Annotated in this window: 19 protein-coding genes; 16 read left to right on the top strand and 3 right to left on the bottom strand. The window is 38.6% G+C overall.

Going from position 1 to position 17,056, the window contains the following annotated elements:
- The first annotated feature begins 7 nt into the window (after positions 1-7).
- The gene (locus tag ACIQXI_RS12395) at positions 8-280 is read left to right on the top strand and encodes a YlbG family protein (protein ID WP_402925104.1); all 273 of its coding nucleotides are present in this window, start codon (positions 8-10) and stop codon (positions 278-280) included.
- A gap of 2 nt (positions 281-282) precedes the next feature.
- Here the strand turns inward: ACIQXI_RS12395 and ACIQXI_RS12390 are convergent, their stop codons facing one another.
- A complete protein-coding gene (locus ACIQXI_RS12390) occupies positions 283-672 on the bottom strand; it encodes a DUF7147 family protein (RefSeq protein ID WP_402925102.1) in 390 nt (129 codons plus the stop codon).
- A 56-nt stretch (positions 673-728) separates the two neighbouring features.
- On the opposite strand from ACIQXI_RS12390, the gene ACIQXI_RS12385 reads away from it, so the two are divergent.
- From ACIQXI_RS12385 to coaD, 3 genes are all read left to right on the top strand, one after another.
- Positions 729-2,150: an RNA polymerase II gene (locus ACIQXI_RS12385; protein WP_402925099.1), complete on the top strand. Its 1,422-nt coding sequence runs from the start codon at positions 729-731 to the stop codon at positions 2,148-2,150.
- Positions 2,151-2,229: 79 nt separating this feature from the next.
- Positions 2,230-2,796 carry a 16S rRNA (guanine(966)-N(2))-methyltransferase RsmD gene (gene rsmD, locus ACIQXI_RS12380; RefSeq protein ID WP_402925097.1) on the top strand — a complete coding sequence of 189 codons (567 nt, stop codon included), beginning with the start codon at positions 2,230-2,232 and terminating at the stop codon, positions 2,794-2,796.
- 1 nt (position 2,797) lies between these two features.
- A complete protein-coding gene (gene coaD, locus ACIQXI_RS12375; protein ID WP_402925095.1) occupies positions 2,798-3,286 on the top strand; it encodes a pantetheine-phosphate adenylyltransferase in 489 nt (162 codons plus the stop codon).
- Positions 3,287-3,436: 150 nt separating this feature from the next.
- Here coaD and ACIQXI_RS12370 read toward each other — a convergent pair whose 3' ends face one another.
- Positions 3,437-4,336, bottom strand: coding sequence for a hypothetical protein (locus ACIQXI_RS12370; protein ID WP_402925093.1), 900 nt, complete (start codon positions 4,334-4,336; stop codon positions 3,437-3,439).
- A 118-nt stretch (positions 4,337-4,454) separates the two neighbouring features.
- On the opposite strand from ACIQXI_RS12370, the gene ACIQXI_RS12365 reads away from it, so the two are divergent.
- The gene (locus ACIQXI_RS12365) at positions 4,455-5,501 is read left to right on the top strand and encodes a SepM family pheromone-processing serine protease (RefSeq protein WP_402925090.1); all 1,047 of its coding nucleotides are present in this window, start codon (positions 4,455-4,457) and stop codon (positions 5,499-5,501) included.
- A 171-nt stretch (positions 5,502-5,672) separates the two neighbouring features.
- On the opposite strand, the gene ACIQXI_RS12360 is transcribed toward ACIQXI_RS12365, so the two are convergent.
- Positions 5,673-6,884, bottom strand: coding sequence for a nucleotidyltransferase (locus ACIQXI_RS12360; RefSeq protein ID WP_402925087.1), 1,212 nt, complete (start codon positions 6,882-6,884; stop codon positions 5,673-5,675).
- Positions 6,885-7,129: 245 nt separating this feature from the next.
- Here ACIQXI_RS12360 and ACIQXI_RS12355 point away from each other — a divergent pair, with 245 nt between their 5' ends.
- The 11 genes from ACIQXI_RS12355 to ACIQXI_RS12305 all read left to right on the top strand — a co-directional run bounded on the left by ACIQXI_RS12355 (position 7,130) and on the right by ACIQXI_RS12305 (position 17,014).
- Positions 7,130-7,663: a YceD family protein gene (locus ACIQXI_RS12355; RefSeq protein ID WP_402925084.1), complete on the top strand. Its 534-nt coding sequence runs from the start codon at positions 7,130-7,132 to the stop codon at positions 7,661-7,663.
- A 24-nt stretch (positions 7,664-7,687) separates the two neighbouring features.
- Positions 7,688-7,861 (top strand): 50S ribosomal protein L32, encoded by a 174-nt coding sequence (rpmF, locus tag ACIQXI_RS12350; protein ID WP_010858320.1) that lies wholly within the window; start codon positions 7,688-7,690, stop codon positions 7,859-7,861.
- A gap of 259 nt (positions 7,862-8,120) precedes the next feature.
- Positions 8,121-8,888, top strand: a complete 768-nt coding sequence (locus ACIQXI_RS12345) for an enoyl-CoA hydratase/isomerase family protein (RefSeq protein WP_402925081.1) — start codon at positions 8,121-8,123, stop codon at positions 8,886-8,888.
- A 110-nt stretch (positions 8,889-8,998) separates the two neighbouring features.
- On the top strand, positions 8,999-9,376 hold the full coding sequence (locus tag ACIQXI_RS12340) for a transcriptional regulator (protein ID WP_024362152.1): 378 nt from the start codon (positions 8,999-9,001) through the stop codon (positions 9,374-9,376).
- A gap of 355 nt (positions 9,377-9,731) precedes the next feature.
- Entirely contained in the window at positions 9,732-10,634 is a 903-nt protein-coding gene (locus ACIQXI_RS12335; protein ID WP_402925078.1) for a ketopantoate reductase family protein, read from the top strand.
- A complete protein-coding gene (locus tag ACIQXI_RS12330) occupies positions 10,631-11,026 on the top strand; it encodes a DUF3397 domain-containing protein (RefSeq protein ID WP_402925076.1) in 396 nt (131 codons plus the stop codon). Before ACIQXI_RS12335 ends, ACIQXI_RS12330 begins: the two co-directional genes overlap by 4 nt.
- A 98-nt stretch (positions 11,027-11,124) precedes the next feature.
- The gene (gene bshC, locus ACIQXI_RS12325; RefSeq protein ID WP_402925074.1) at positions 11,125-12,741 is read left to right on the top strand and encodes a bacillithiol biosynthesis cysteine-adding enzyme BshC; all 1,617 of its coding nucleotides are present in this window, start codon (positions 11,125-11,127) and stop codon (positions 12,739-12,741) included.
- Positions 12,742-12,994: 253 nt separating this feature from the next.
- Positions 12,995-13,426 (top strand): division/cell wall cluster transcriptional repressor MraZ, encoded by a 432-nt coding sequence (mraZ, locus tag ACIQXI_RS12320; protein WP_402925071.1) that lies wholly within the window; start codon positions 12,995-12,997, stop codon positions 13,424-13,426.
- A 61-nt stretch (positions 13,427-13,487) separates the two neighbouring features.
- The gene (rsmH, locus tag ACIQXI_RS12315) at positions 13,488-14,438 is read left to right on the top strand and encodes a 16S rRNA (cytosine(1402)-N(4))-methyltransferase RsmH (protein WP_402925068.1); all 951 of its coding nucleotides are present in this window, start codon (positions 13,488-13,490) and stop codon (positions 14,436-14,438) included.
- Positions 14,439-14,807, top strand: coding sequence for a cell division protein FtsL (ftsL, locus tag ACIQXI_RS12310; RefSeq protein WP_402925066.1), 369 nt, complete (start codon positions 14,439-14,441; stop codon positions 14,805-14,807).
- On the top strand, positions 14,804-17,014 hold the full coding sequence (locus ACIQXI_RS12305; protein WP_402925064.1) for a penicillin-binding protein: 2,211 nt from the start codon (positions 14,804-14,806) through the stop codon (positions 17,012-17,014). The genes ftsL and ACIQXI_RS12305 overlap by 4 nt, the downstream gene beginning before the upstream one ends.
- Positions 17,015-17,056: the final 42 nt, after the last annotated feature.

The raw sequence follows: 17,056 nt of genomic DNA, 5'->3' as shown, positions 1-17,056 counted from the left end.
AAACTATATGAACGAACGACAAGGGCTAATCGTTTACGTCCATCAATTAAAACATGCGAAATCACTTCGAAAATATGGTCATGTTCATTACATTTCTCGTAAGCAAAAATATGTAGTACTTTATTGCGATCGAGAGGACATTGAAATGATGACAATAAAATTACAACGCCTTCCATTTGTGAAAGACGTTGTGGAATCTTATCGTCCCTTCGTTAAAACTGAGTTCGAAAACGCAAAGCCGGATAAAGCGAAGGAATACGACTATAAAGCGGGGTTATAACTTTAGTTTAATGCGGGAATATAGTGATGTAGTCTCATTATTCCAATTAGGTATTGATAAAATAGTTTTGGCTCCGAAAATATAGATGAGTGCTTTATTTCTACTACAACCGCTTTTCGACCTAGTTGTTCAATACATTCTTCGAACATAGTTTGACGCTTTGAAGGCTTTTCTTCGTGGAATGGAATGCCTTCGCGACAAATATAAATCGGCATGAATTTACTGTCTCCGACTGGTTTTAAAGCGATAGCTAAAGAAGCAACCTTTTTATCTTCTTTTGTAGATGTTAGTATAAAGGCTTGGTGAAAGCGACCTTGATTCGTTTTAATAATTTCAAGAAGTTCATAAACATCGCCATAGCCTTCTCCTAATTCTATAAATTGTTGTGGCATTAATACTGCACATCCTTTCCAATACACATAGTATCATGCTGCGGGAGGTCAAGCACATGAAATTTGCAATGAGTTTTTTTTCAATTTTAGTATTAGTCGTATCAGGTGCATTGTTTTTTCAATATCAGGCATACTCTTCTGATTTAGAGACAGGAAATGGATCATTCCATTACTCGCAGGAAATTGAAATTGTTTATCGTGAAAATAGTCTAGATATTCGTCACCATTTTAAAAACTTGCCAAATCAAAAGGTGAAAATCAAATGGCCAGAAAAGGCAACGAACCCAACGTGTTTTATTGACAACGAAAATAGTTGTAATCGTTTATCTGACGAAGTATCCTATTTTGCAAAAGGGGATACGAAATCACAATCTGTGTCATACATAATTCCAATCGACGGTGGTTTGCAAAATAAAATGCTTCTGCAAAATATTTTTGCCACTTTAACGAATGGGGAAGTTTCGTATTCGGTCATTCATATCTCAACAGATAGTAAAATTGCTGGACAATGGATTACAGGTCTGCCTTTAGTAGGTCAGCAACAATTATCACTTGTGAATTATACAATGTTTAGTGGTAATGGAGCAGCTAAGGATTTATATTGGCAAGCTGGTCAAATTAAGGCGCAAGAACAGACGCCTGTTTTAACCATTTATGCTCAGCAGCCTATTGCGAAAGACTTCTTAAAATCACTTGAAAATTTAAAGTTTTTAAATGATGAGCATATTGCCATCATACAAGAGAAAAATCCTGTGGCCCAACACGACGAACGCTTATTATTTTTACCAACACTAACACAACAAGCGGTTGAACAGGAAGTCATTCTATCTCAAATACATTCACAATATACCTTTGAAAATTCACCAGCATGGTTAGCCGAAGTTGTGGCATCCTATTTAGTGAAAGACTCAATTGGTTCAGAGAAGACAAAGAACATTGTTAAAACATTAAAAGACTACATGACCGAGAGCCAACAGCTGGCTTGGCAAGAAGCTATGGACAATCTAGGGGAAGAAACCATTTCTCCGGTGACAATGGATACTCTTTTATCCACTGTATTAAACGCCAAAACGTCCTATTTCCAATTAAATGCGACATATGAAAATGGCACATACCCATTATTATTGGAAGATGAGCGTAGTATTTATGTAGATGGCATCCATAAAAAAGATGTTCATGTTATTTTATATGAAGGTCAAGTATTATATAGTGCTGATACATTACTACCATACCTAGGATACACAGCAGAAGAAGGGAAAAACGGCTATTACGTTAAGAGTGATAATCGAACATTCCGCTTCCCGAAAGAATCTGGATTTTACGTATTTAATCAACGTAGATACTCCACAATCTCTGATCCAATTACAAAAATTGTTGATCATTATTACGTCGAAGAAGCTTGGCTACAACGTCTATTTTTAGTAGAACTACAAAAAAGTGATGGTCGTATTCAAGTATTAACACAAGCACAAGAATAATTTTTTGCAGCGGAGGGATAGTTCCTTTCGCTGCAAAAATGCTTTCTATAAGTAACAGAAAGTACGGTGAAATACATCTATGAGAGTAGTAGCAGGAGAACGCAAAGGTATGCCTCTAAAGGCAGTTGCGGGTAGTACAACAAGACCTACAACAGACAAAGTAAAAGAATCCATTTTTAATATCATCGGTCCATTTTTTGATGGCGGTACAGCACTTGATTTGTTTGCAGGAAGCGGTGGATTAGGTATTGAGTCGCTCAGTAGAGGTGCAGAACACGCAATCTTTATTGAAAAAGATGCAAAAGCATTTCAGGTATTACAAGAAAATATAAAGAAATGCCGCTATGAAAATTGTTCCGAGCTTTTCCGTATTGACGCAAAGCGCGCTGTGAAAGCGCTATTAAAGCGTGATATGACGTTTAATCTTGTATTTTTAGATCCGCCCTATCACCATAAAGAATACTATGATTTAGTGCAGGTGCTTGTCGATCATGAAAAAGTGCAGGACAATGGTATTATTTTATGTGAACATGCAAAAGAAGTAGAACTACCATCTAGTTTTGGTGCTTTTTTATTACAAAGACAAGAAACATATGGCGGAACGATCATTTCGGTTTATCGTTGTGCTGGGGAAGAGGGAGAGTAAGTTGGAGAAAATTGCTGTTGTTCCTGGAAGTTTTGATCCTGTTACATTTGGTCACTTAGATATTATTAAGCGTGCTGCTGATGTTTTTGATGTTGTGTACGTTGCAGTTTTAAATAATTCATCAAAAAACCCCTTATTTTCTGTAGATGAACGTATGGCTTTAATGGCTGAAGTGACAAAGGAATTGCCGAATGTACGAATCGAAAGTTCTTCAGGGCTGTTAATTGATTATGCAAAAGAAAAAAATGCAAAAGCCATTGTTCGTGGCTTACGAGCGGTTTCGGATTTTGAATATGAAATGCAAATTACATCGATGAACCGTTTTCTTGATGAAACGATTGAAACATTTTTCATCATGACAAAAAATCAATATTCGTTCTTAAGCTCTAGCATTGTGAAAGAGGTAGCAAAATATGGAGGCAATGTGCGTGAACTTGTCCCTGCTTGCGTAGAACGAGCTTTAAAAGAAAAATATGGATTTGCGAAATAATTTGTTGCGCTTATAAAATGAAAAAAGGTGTTAGATTGACGCGATCAATCTAACACTTTTTTGTTGCGCCAATGAATGCCTGTTATGGACTTTTTAGTTAACGGTACCCACTATGCTAAGAAAATTCAGAATTGTTTGGGTGCCAGGCACTTATTTCAAGAAAAAAAGAGCATAAATAGTTGGCACAATGATTATGCTAAGGAGGCGGAATTTGATGTAAGGTCTGACGGATAGCTTGGCAGATTTTGCGATAACGAAAATTTGTAAATGAATACTAATACTTTGCATCGTCAACATGATGACAACAAGCAATGATAAATAAGGGTAATTTGTTAATTCTGTAACAGTCATTTTTAATCCGTTTGTTACTTCAAGTATGGCAGCGATGGCCAGTTCAACGGGTTGAGGCAGATTTGGAATCATTTTATCTAACCCTTGTTGTAATATCGTTTGAATTGTTGTGAAAAAAATAATAGTCGTGCCCACTAATAGAATGGTCGGTGCTGTTTCTTTTATGCTCTCTGAAAACGGAGATGAATACAAAGTGGTATTGTGTATGGAAATAGTAGGTGGGTCAGTTTTGCGAAATAAAAAATAACCAACTACTAAGCAACAAATATTAAAACTATGTAGTAAACATAAAAACAGCCAGCCAAACGTATTACTGTGTAATAAATCAAGACTTACAAAGCCCAAGACAAATAGAGGGCTAGGTGCATGGCAAACCGCTAGTAAAAAGTTCGCCTCTTTCGGATGTAATTGTCCACTGTTTTTTAAATAAACAATTGTTGTCGCCCCAGTTGGGTATCCTCCGAGTGCGCTTATTAAGTAGGCTTGTACGTAGAGAGAGATTCTTTTTGTTTTTGCGCGCATTGGAGCAGTTAAACGGAGCAACCATTGCGTTAAAATAAGATAAGGTAGTAAATACGGAAATAGCGCCTCCATAAAAAGATTCAATCCTAGGTCAGTACCACTATGAGCAGTTTGAGGGAATAACAAGAGTAATAGGATAAGAAGTATGCAGAGCGCTATTTGAATTGTCGCAAACATAATATCATCTCGTTTCAACTTTTTGTCATTCACATAGGCAAATGCTAAAATCAATATATGTAAAAAAGGCAAAAACATGAACTAAAGGTTTTGCTTGCGTCTTAGGAGGTGTCCATAAATGAAGAAAAAAATTGGTTTTTATGTAGTGTTTTTAGTCGCGCTTTGTTTTTTAATGCTATACCGACTAGACGCGTATATTATGAAGCCTGGAAGTGCTTACGATGTTAGTAAATTTGTTACCGTTGCTAATAATCATATGGATGAAGCGGGGTCAATGAGTTTAATGACAGTTGCGATGCAACAAGCTACACCGTTTTCGTATCTATGGGCGAAAACACAAAAATATGAAAAAATAATGGATATTCAACAAGTGAGAAATCCATTAGAGGATGATGAGGAATATAATATCAGACAGTTAAAGTTAATGTCTGATTCTCAATTTAATGCAAAATATGTTGCCTTTCAAAGAGCAGGGTTAAAGACAACAATACATTTTGATGGTGTTTTTGTATTAAATGTTTTAGATGGCGGTGCCTCGGATGGTTTATTAAAAGCTGGTGATGAAATAACGAACGTAGATGGCACGGAAATTACGAATCAACAGAAGCTGGTTGACCTGTTGTCAACTAAACAAATTGGTGATAAAGTAACCATTCAATTTTTGCGTGATAAACAACAAAGAGAAGTAACAATTACGTTGAAGGAAATTCCGCAAGCTGAAGAGAAACGAGCGGGATTAGGTATTACCTATGCGGAAAGTAAATCAATTGAAACTGATCCAAGCGTGACCATGAAGACAGAAGATATTGGTGGCCCTTCAGCTGGGCTTATGTTCACTCTTGAAATATTAAATCAATTATTAGATGAGGATTTAACAAAAGGCTATGCGGTGGCTGGAACAGGTGAAATGCTAATAGACGGTTCGGTTGGACGAATTGGTGGGATTGACTACAAAGTCATTGCAGCCGACCGAGATGGCATGGAAATCTTTTTTGCTCCTGATGATGAAATTACAGCTGAAATGAAGGCGAAGTATCCAGAATTAGAATCAAATTATGCGACGGCTGTCAAAACGGCCAAAGAAATTGGTACAAAAATGAAAATTGTACCTGTTAAAACAGTCGATGATGCAATTGCATATTTAAAACATTTACAGCCAAAATAAAAACAAAAGTGTTAGATTGATGATCATCAATCTAACACTTTTTAATGTGCCCGTAGAGCATGCTTGCCGCACAACACAGTAAGCAATTGTCGCTAGTCGCGCTAGCTGTTACGTCTTGCTATGCTTGTGTTTTGGGCAGATGTCAGCAATTTTATAAGCTAGTTTGTCACGCTAAAATCGAATTGGTGGCGTTTGATAATCTTTTGGTAAAGTGAATTGCTGTGCTTTTTGTTCGATACTGTAGTTATATACTTCTGCAGCATGAATATCTACAGCAAGCATCGCATCATTTGTTGAAGCAACGCGACTTATTAAAGGCAATGTAAAGTCTTTTTTATGCATGCCTAAGTAGGCTTGCCCGGGTGCGCTCATGCCAAGTAAGCGAATCGTTGATGGAGCTTGAAAACTTTTTAATTGCTCCTTTGTAAAACCGGTATAAATATGAGTTAGCATGCGTTGCAGACGTGTCCATGTATATCGTTTTGATTTTATTTTCTCCATAAAGCTACTAAAGGAATTGCTTGTTTTAGCCGCTTTTAAAAGTGCGTGCTCTATACCCTCTGTTACTTCCGCATAGCGAGTTAGTTCATTAGCTGTATGTCGAATAAGGGTGAACTGTAAAAATGGCCAAAAAGCATCCCAGCTGGCAAAATTTTTATATTGTCCATACCAATCTTGTAAATATTGCAAGGATGCCTGCGGCAGTACATCTTGAACGCTTTGCAGAGATCCTGTCGTAGCGAGTGCTTTGCGAATCCCAGTTGCACTTGCAATCGATGCGCCCTCCTGCATAGCATCATGATAACCCGCTGCTATGCGCGGAATCGTTAAAGGCTGAATTGGGCTGCCTAGTGACTTGGCGGCCTCAATATAATGGAATCCAAGTATATTGTTTGGCTGTGCTAAATCGATGTATGTAGCGGGAAATTTTTGAGTAAGCTGTTCATAGGCATAATGCAAGCTTTTAGGATAGCTGACACCTGTTTTAACGCTTTCTTTAATAAGCGCTTCATATTCAGTCCGGTGCTCCGAAATTAACTGGTACGTATTCATAAAGGGGCGTATTGAGCCATCTTCACTCCCAAAGGCAAAAGCATCACAGTGGATTGCCGATAATAATGAAATGGCGCCCTTTGCGAAATCTGTTGCGGGTGCAGTACTATAGACATACGGTAGCTCAATGACAATATCCACCCCGCTAGCAAGTGCCATTTTCGTACGTGTCCATTTATCAACCATGGCTGGTTCACCGCGCTGCAAAAATGTACCGCTCATGACAGCGATTGCTATATCTGCTTGTGCTACTTTTTTTGCCTGTTCCAAATGATAGGCATGTCCATTGTGAAAAGGATTGTATTCCACTACAATGCCGACTGCTTTCATCTTGAAAACCCCCTTTATTTATATCATTTGCTTCTTGACTTTGACCATTGTGGATGCTATAAATAGTTTTTATGCTTAGTTATAATTCGTGCTCATAGCAGTTAATGAAGATGCATTGTAGCTAACTAGAATCACTATGATGTTATTAATTATAGGTTGGTTTTCAGGTGGTGACAAGAAATTATCTTGACATCTATTTTTACACATTATATAATCAACAGTGTTGTCTCGAGGTGATTAAACGAATGAAATGGTCAATTCATCAATTATCTAAATACCGTCAAGACGGAATGCCGATCGATACCTATGTCCAATTGGATGAGGTGATGGAGCGAAACCAGGATATTCGAGCAATTTCGCCCGTTCATGTAAAAGGGCTATGTACATTCGGTGCATCGCAAATGACTTGTCAGCTTACTGTGACAGCAACGTTAACGCTCCCGTGTGCTCGCACTTGGGAAGATGTTGAGTTTCCTATCGAAGTGGAGACAGTTGAAATTTTCAGCTGGATTGACGAAGAAAAACGAGGGGAAGATGGCGGTGATATTCACTATATAGATGGTGAAGTAATCGACATGAAGCCAGTTATTGAGGAGCTAGTGCTTCTTGAGGTGCCAATGCAAGTATTCAAAGAGAATACCGAAGGACAAGTGCAAGGTGGTAAAAACTGGACTTACGCAACAGATGAAGACGTGGCGCTTCACAAAAAAACTGACGAACCAAAAGTGGATCCAAGACTAGCTGCTTTAGCTAAGTATTTTGATCAAACAGACGAATAGACGATCTGTAAGGAGGTGCCATCAATGGCTGTACCATTTAGAAGAACTTCTAAAACTGCAAAAAGAAAGCGTCGTACGCATTTCAAACTATCTGTACCTGGTATGGTAGCTTGCCCAAACTGTGGTGAAGCAAAATTATCACACCGTGTTTGCAAAGCTTGCGGACAATACAAAGGTAAAGAAGTAGTAAGCAAATAATACAGTGTTTGCTCACTTAAAAGGCTAGTAAAGAGACCATGGCTCTTTACTAGCCTTTTTGTTTGCTTGAAAAGACAGAATTTTTCATAAATATTGTAAAGTTATATAGTACGATAATGATTGTATGATACAATTTATGTAACTTGCTGTTAGTGAGGTTTAAACGAAAGCTGAACGAAGTGCTTTGCAGTTAGGGGTGTTTTAATTGTGTGGCGATGACGGCGAGGCATATTTGTTAGAGACAAAAGGGGGGACGGGAATGGCTTATATAATAGACAATAAAGATTGCATCCTGACATTTACTATTAATCGTGAAGAAAAACGTAACGCTGTCAATGATGAGGTCATGGACGGCCTTCGAGAAGTCATTACATATATACAAAAACATGATGATGTGCGTTTTTTAGTAGTGACAGGAGCGGGTGAAAAATCCTTCTGTTCGGGTGGTGATTTATCGGAGTTTCATACTTTAGAAACAGAAGATGAAGCGTTTGGTATGTTAAGTAAGATGGGAGAAATTTTATATGATTTAGCAACATTACCGGTGCCGACGATTGCTTTGATAAATGGAACGGCGGTTGGAGGTGGTTGTGAAATCGCGACTGCTTGTGATTTTCGTTTAGTAGCAAGCCACGCTAAATGTGGGTTTATTCAAGGGACATTAGCAATTACCAGTGGCTGGGGCGGCGGTACATACTTATTTGAACGAGGTTTGCGCCATGATCGAGCGTTGAAGATGCTAGTGGATGCGAAGCCGTATCCAGCTGAGTTACTATATGACATTGGGTGGGCAATGCGTGTATTTGAAGGCTCGAAGGAACTTGCGTTGAATGAGTTTATTGAACATATGCGCAAAATTCATCCATCTGTGCACAAGGCGTATAAAGAGATTGAACTTCGTAAATGGCGAGAACGTAATATGTATGAGCGTGTGATGGAGGAAGTTCGTACGTGTGCAAAACTGTGGGAATGTGAAGCGCATCACGAGGCAGTTAATAATTTTCTAACAAAAAAGAACAATAAGTAGTGTAGAGTGGCAGTGATGACGGCGAAACATAATCACTGTCTTTTTTCTTTCTGTGATTCTATTTTGCCTGGTAACGCATATAGTAGTAAAAAATGTGAGGGTGATAGATTATGGAACTGAAAAAAAGAAAAGATCAATGGACGAAGGAAGACGATGAAAGATTAGCAGAGATTGTCTTGCATAATGTGCAAAATGGTAAGACGCAGTTAGAGGCATTTGAAATGGCTGCTAATGAGCTTGGTCGTACCAAACAAGCTTGCGGGTTTCGTTGGAATAAAACTTTACGTGGGCAATATAGTCAATCGCTTTTAGCTGTTCGCAATCAACCTCAACAATCTATGAGAAGTCATTTAAAATTAGCGCTAACGAGTTTTGATGAATTGACGGAAGCCTATCAAAATCTTGAAATAAAACATCGTGAATTGCAAAATGAGCATGAGAAGTTAGTGAAATGGTTGCAACAAGGTTATTCCTTAATGAAAGATTAACGTCTTAAAGGAAAAATGCTTGTAAGTAGATGATCCGAAAAAAGAAGGTCTTATAAGGGAATTTAAACGCTGAAGTCCCTTGAGCGTTGTACCTGATTTCTTGGAAAATAGCCATTATTGTATCGTAAATTTCAACCAATCTTGTATAATAGAAGGACCTGCAATGGAGGTGTCTCAGATTTTTTTCTGAGGCACCTTCTTCTATAGCATTAGGAAAGTTATTGTTTATGATATTATAGGGCGAGAAGTAAATGCTGGAAAAGTATTTATTGACATCTTTCGTTTAGGCTGTTTAAAAGTGTATTTTTTAACTGTTTAGATGGCCTCTTTACATTAAGTGGAGGTGGGAAGTGTTGTGAATGTTGTAGTTATTGGAGCTGGGGCTGTCGGTCAGCTAATGGCAAGTTTTTTAGCGCAGGCTCAAATGCACGTTACATTAGTGGTAAGGAGACAGGAACAGGCGGATGAACTTAATTTGAAGCAGTTAAAGAGAATCAATCTGGATGGTTCCTTGACGATGCAGCAAATTGCTTCTACCGTTGATTTAAAGTCATTATCGCAGCCTGATTTGATTATAATAGCTGTGAAATATGGCCAACTACCCAACATCTATAAACAACTAACGGATTTACCGAAGGAAATACCGGTGTTATTTGTGCAAAATGGTCTTGCGCATTTTGATGAGGCATTACGGCTACCTCAACATACTATTGCTTTTAGCTCTGTTTCTTTCGGTGCTCAAACATTAGACTGTTCAACTGTTCAACATCGTGGTGTTGGGCCAATCAGAATTGGGATAGCTCGTGGAGACGAAGGTGTATTTAATAAATTGTTGCATTTGGGGAGTGCTTTATTCCCGATAGAACTAGTGGATGATGCAGAGCAGATGCTCTTTGAGAAGGCTGTACTTAATTGCCTAATTAATCCGTTAACGGCTGTTTTGCAAATTAAAAATGGTGATTTACTTACGAATAAGCAAGCGCACTTATTAATGCATACCATATATCAAGAGCTGGCAGAGGCGTTTGTCCACATAAAAAGGTCCATTCCATTTTCAACAGTAATTGCTTTATGTGAGAAAACTGCGGCAAATACATCTTCTATGCTAGCTGATCGCATACATGGTCGAAAAAGTGAGGTTGAATCAATTGTTGGAGTGGTGTTGCAAAAAGCTTTGGGGAACGGCTATTCTTTACCTACTTTGCGCACTTTATATCACCAAGTTTTAGCGATAGAAGAGAGCGGTGAGCGGTATTGAAAGATTTATTACATATAATTATTAGTGTTATTATTTTTTGTCCAGTGCTGTTATTTATAATAGTCTATGCCATCGGTCGGAAGGTTCATATTAGAGGTACACATGCCTTTGGTGCTGCATCCGATGCCACAACAATCTGTTTATTTTTCTCGGTGCCGTTAGCGATTGATGTGCTATGGGGAGTAAATGTAGGAGCTTTTTTAGTCATGCTAGCAATAATGTTGGCAATCATTTTTACATATGTTGATTGGCGCACGAAAAAAGAAATAGAAGTGAAGCCGCTATTACGAAAAATTTGGCGATTTTTATTTTTAGTACTTAGTACAGCGTACATTTTAATTTGTCTAGTCGGGTTGATTCAATCTGTTGTAGAATATTTACAATCTGTATAAGCATTTTCTTTTCATGTTGAAGCAAGAAGCGTTAAAATAATAGCATTAAAAGTTTACAAGGAATACGATGATTTAGTGAGTAGAGGAGTTTGTGTTAAATGAAACTGGAGTCAATCCAAGTACCCGTGAAAAATCGTGTGCTAGCAGATTATTGGTCGCCAAATACTGCCATTCACGAGTTTTTTGATTATGAATACAATGATAAGTCGTTTGCAATGCGTGCACAATATTTGGAGCAACGAGCGAGTGATCAAAAAGAATTAACAGCAATAATTCGTCAGTTTATGGAGCCACTTGGCTTATCTGAGAAAGCGAATGAGCATTTGCAACAACTAGAGCAGGGAGCTATTGCAGTTGTTGGTGGGCAACAAGCGGGAGTATTAACTGGCCCTCTTTACTCAGTTCATAAAGCAATTTCGGTACTATCATTAGCGAAAGAGCAAAGTGAAAAGCTTCAACGACCAGTTGTACCGATTTTTTGGATAGCTGGAGAAGATCATGACATAGAGGAAATTAACCATACATTTACAATGCGTGATATGGATATAAAAAAACGCGCGTATGGTGAGCGTTCGAGAAGAAAAACAATGGCTTCAACAACAAGCTTAAACAAAGAGTCTATGACCCAACTAATTAACACCATCATTAAAGACTTTGGTGAAACAGCACACACAGAAAAGCTGTTCAATCAACTTTTAGACGCGTTAAATAACAGTGAGACATTTACGGATTTCTTTGCGCGACTAATGAACGAGTTGTTTAAAAAAGAAGGGCTGCTTATGATCGATGCGGCAGATATAAATTTCCGCCAATACGAACGAAATAATTTTGTGCAGCTTATTCAACATAATGAAGAAATTGCTAGACTAGTAACAGATAAGGAAGCGGCATTGGAAAATGCGGGTTACGGAAAGCCGATATTAGCCACTGACGATGCAGCTAATCTGTTTTATGTAAAAGATGGGGAGCGTCTATTATTAGAGAGACGCAATGATCAATTTGTAAATTTAGCAGCGAATATTAAATTTTCACGTGAAGAGCTTTTAACCATTGCTGAAAAACACCCTGAGTGTTTGAGTAATAATGTTGTTACACGTCCGTTAATGCAGGAAATGACGCTGCCGGTATTAGCGTTTGTTGGTGGACCTGGGGAGCTGGCTTATTGGGCGACGTTGAAAGATGCCTTTGCTGAGTTAGGTTTACAAATGCCGATTTTTGCACCACGTCTCAATATTACGATTATTACACGTCATGTAGAACAACTTTTACGTGAATATCATTTAACTGTTGAGGATGTATGGGAGGGCAAAGCGCTTGCTTTAAAGGAACAATTTATAGCTGGTGTTCAAGATGATGAGGCCAAGTGTCAAATTTTAGAGATGCAACAAATAATTTTAGAAAAATACGCTGCGCTAGAGCAGTATTTCGCCGAGCAGCACATGGCACTTGATAAAATAGTTGAAAAAAATAAAGAAAATCATGTGAAGCAGTTTGAATATTTACAACAAAAAGTTGAACAAACGGTCCTGAGCAAACATGAAACAACGATTCGTAAATTTATGACACTGCAAAATGAGCTATATCCAAATGACGGGTTCCAAGAACGTTCTTATAATCCATACCAATATATAAATGAGTTTGGACCTACGTTTATTGATGAAATGCTGAAGAAAACTTATACGATCGGCAACCACCACTATTTTCTATATTTGTAATTTTAGAAAATGAAACTTTAGAACTATTAAAGTGTGTGGTGTGTTACAGATTTGAAGAAATTTGTCGGTTAAACGGGAAAATGGAGAGCTATCCTACTAAGGATAGTTCTTTTTTTATGCCCTTTAGCACAAATCAAAAATTTATCTAAAGGTCAAAACACACATATGAGATGAAAATGTCAAGTTTTTTTTAAAAAAAGTGGAGGAAAGTGGGGCGATGTGGTACATTATTTAATAAAGTGGGGTGACTAGCATGTTCATGGGAGAATATCAACACTCTGTTGACGCGAAAGGACGATTAATCGTGCCCGCTAAATTTCGTGAAGCATTAGGTGAAACCTTTGTTGTCACACGCGGACTTGATAATTGTTTATTTGGCTATCCTATGGATGAGTGGCGAAAACTCGAAGAAAAATTAAAAGATTTACCGATGACAAAGAAAGATACCCGTGCTTTTGCAAGGTTTTTCTTTTCAGGTGCGACAGAAGTTGAAATAGACAAGCAAGGTCGTATTAATATTCCTTCGACTTTAGTACAACACGCACATTTAATAAAAGAATGTGTAGTGCTAGGTGTCTCGAATCGAATTGAAATATGGGCAAAAGATGCTTGGGAAAGTTATTTCGCCGAGTCTGAACAATCTTTTAATGAAATTGCAGAAAATATGATTGGCTTTGATTTTTAACTTTTGAATTAGACGTCCTAACGTCAGCAAAAATAGTTAAGGCCTGAGGGGAGCGATTGGTATGTTCGATCATACAACCGTGTTATTAAAAGAAACTGTTGATGGGTTGAACATCGATCCTGATGGTGTATATGTGGACTGTACGCTAGGTGGAGCAGGTCACAGTGAATATTTAGTACAACAATTATCAGATAAAGGTCGTCTTATTTGTTTCGACCAAGATACGACCGCTATAGAAAATGCGAAAATTCGACTAGCTCCTTATTTAGAGCGCGTGACATTTGTGCATTCGAATTTCCGTTATTTAAAAGAAGAGCTACTAGCACTTGGACTCCAAGAGGTAGATGGCATTTTATATGATTTAGGCGTTTCTTCTCCACAATTGGATACGCCAGAACGTGGTTTTAGTTATCATCATGATGCACCACTCGATATGCGTATGGACCAGACGGCAGCGCTTACAGCGTACCATGTCGTGAATGAATGGGCATACGAAGATTTAGTCCGTATTTTTTTCCGTTATGGGGAAGAGAAGTTTTCAAAGCAAGTTGCTCGTAAAATCGAAGAGGCTCGTAAAACGGCACCGATTGAAACAACAGGACAGCTTGTGGAACTAATTAAAGAGGGTATTCCAGCAGCGGCACGCCGTAAAGGTGGACATCCTGCCAAGCGCATATTCCAAGCAATTCGTATAGCAGTGAATGATGAGCTAGGCGCAGCAGAGCAGTCATTAGTCGATGCGATTGATATGATTAACGTAGGTGGACGCATTAGTGTTATTACGTTCCATTCGTTGGAAGACCGCCTATGCAAGACAATTTTTAAGGAAGCGTCATCTTTACCAGAATTACCACCAAATTTACCGGTTATTCCAGATGACATGAAGCCGACTTTAAAGCTTATCTCTAGAAAGCCAATTCTACCGTCAGAGGAAGAGTTAGCAGTTAACAATCGTGCTCGTTCAGCAAAGCTTAGAGTGGTGGAGAAAATTAACGACAAGGGGCGTGAGTAAATGGCAGCAGTTCGTGTAAGGCAGCACCAACAACAACATGTGCAACAACCGATAACACCACCTAGTCCACAACCCACTATCATACGTCGTAAAAAAACGAACCAGAAGTTTGAAAAGACGATGCTACTAGCATTAGTAGGCGTTATTGCTGTATTGGCTGTTTTAGTATTAAACAATCAAGCAGCAATTCAAACGACAAGCATGGACATTCAAAAAATTGAAGCAGAAGCAGATGAGATTGCAAAACAGAATGTTGACTTGACAGTTCGTGTAAGTGAACTTTCTACATACGAAAATATATGGAAAAAAGCAAAAGAACTCGGTTTAACTCAAAATGAGAAAAATGTAAAGGTAGTGCCGGGAGAATGAAAAAAAAGAGATTTCGATTCCAATGGGGAGCCTTTCTATTACTAGTTTTTTATGGAGGGCTCTTTTTTCTATTATTCGCAAGAATGGTTACGTTGCAGGCGACAGGTGAAGTAGAAGGACAAGCGCTCGCTGCAAAGGCAGCAGCCAAATATAACAAAGAAAGTGCAATTACAGCAAACCGAGGGAAAATCTATGATCGAAATGGTCAAGTCATAGCAGAGGATACATTGAGTTATCGCTTAATTGCTGTAGTCAGCGATAAGGCTACGACCGATAAAAAGAACCCACATCACGTGGTGGATCCTGAAAAAACGGCGGAAATTTTAGCGCAATATATACCGATGAAAAAAGAGGATATTTATACTCGCTTAACGAAATTGCGCGCTGATGGGACATTGCCTTACCAAGTAGAGTTTGGTGTGGCGGGTAGGGGCATTAACCATGAAGTAATGAGCACAATTAAAGATTTGAAATTACCGGGCATTTTGTTTGTTAGCGACTTAAAACGTTATTATCCTAATGGTGTTTTTGCCTCTCATTTAATTGGCTTTGCCTTGAAAGAAGACAATGAGGATGGGACTGTTACAACGAAAGGGAAAATGGGTTTAGAGCTGACGTATGATAAAGAGTTAACGGGTGAAAATGGCAAGGTGAAATACCAAACCGATGCCTTTAGTTACTTATTACCTAATAGCGAAAAAATGGTTACACCCGCTAAAGATGGCGATGATATTTATCTTACAATCGATAAAACTATTCAAAGTTTTGTAGAGGATGCCATGACCCAAGTCGAGCAGGAGTATAGCCCTGAGTCGATGACGGTCGTTGTCGCTGAACCGAAAACAGGGAAAATTTTAGCGATGTCTCAGCGTCCGACGTTTAATCCAGATACACGAGAAAGTACTAACATGAAATGGCTTAATGCCGTAACAGAGGAAACGATTGAACCGGGGTCCACGATGAAGACGTTCACCCTTGCTTCTGCTATTGATACCAATAAATGGGACCCGGATGCTTGGTATATGTCAGGTCAATACACAGTGCATGACCGGACCATTCGAGATCATAATAAAGTCGGCTGGGGCTCGATTACGTATTTAGAAGGTTTTCAACGCTCGTCGAATACAGCGATGGCCAATTTGTTAGTAAGTATTGGTGATGATGTATTTCTAGATTATCTAGATAAATTCGGCTTTGGCAAAAAAACGGGTATTGATTTACCGAATGAAGCAACGGGTACGATTTTATCGAAGTATCCAATTCAACGCGTAACAACAACATATGGGCAAGGTTCAACCGTAACACCGATCCAGCTTGTACAAGCGATGACGGCCATTGCGAATGACGGGAAAATGATGCAGCCGTATGTTATTGATCGCATTGTAGATTCATCGAACGGCAAAATTATTCAACAGCATGAGCCTGTTGCAAAGGGCAATCCTGTATCGGCGGATACGGCGAAGCAAGTCCGTGAAATTCTTGCTTCTACATTAACGTCAAAATACGGGACAGCAAAAGACTTTGTACTTGATGAATATCAAGTAGCAGGGAAAACAGGTACTGCCCAAATTCCGAAGCAAAATGGCGGCTATTTAAGTAATGAGTATTTATATTCATTCCTTGGTATGGCACCATATGATGATCCACAACTTATTATTTATGTTTCGGTTGAAAGACCAAAACTTAATGGTGAACTGGGCTCGGTGCCTGTCTCCAAAATATTTAAGCCAGTTATGCAAAATAGCTTAAAACATTTAAATGTTAGTCCAGATGATGTGAAACAAGTGGATCATACAAAGATTCAAGATTATACTGGTCAGAATGCACAGGCTATTGAAGTAGAGTTGGCTAATGATGGCATACAGCCAGTGGTAGTAGGCGCAGGTGGGAAAATAGTAGAGCAATACCCGAAAAGTGGAGAGACCCTTGTTAAAGGTAGTTATGTCTTCCTGAAAACGGAAGGGGAAATCACGCTACCGAATTTTACAGATTGGTCATTGCGTAATCTATTAGTTTTCAAATCTATGTCGGGTTTACAAATTGAAGTTGCAGGAGAGGGCTTTGCAGTTAGTCAAAGTGTCTCTGCAGGCACAATAATTACTGATTCTGCGCCAATTGTAGTGAAATTGAAAACACCTGCTGAAAGCTTTGTGCAAGATGTTGAAACGCCTTCTGAAGGAGACGTTGAACAAGTAGAGGATGAATAGTGATTGAATAGAAGTCCACTTTATTTCATACGTTGTAAAAAA

This window comes from Lysinibacillus sp. NPDC097195 (genome assembly GCF_044762075.1).
GTDB lineage: Bacteria > Bacillota > Bacilli > Bacillales_A > Planococcaceae > Lysinibacillus.
This window is presented reverse-complemented; position numbering and strand designations above follow the sequence as displayed.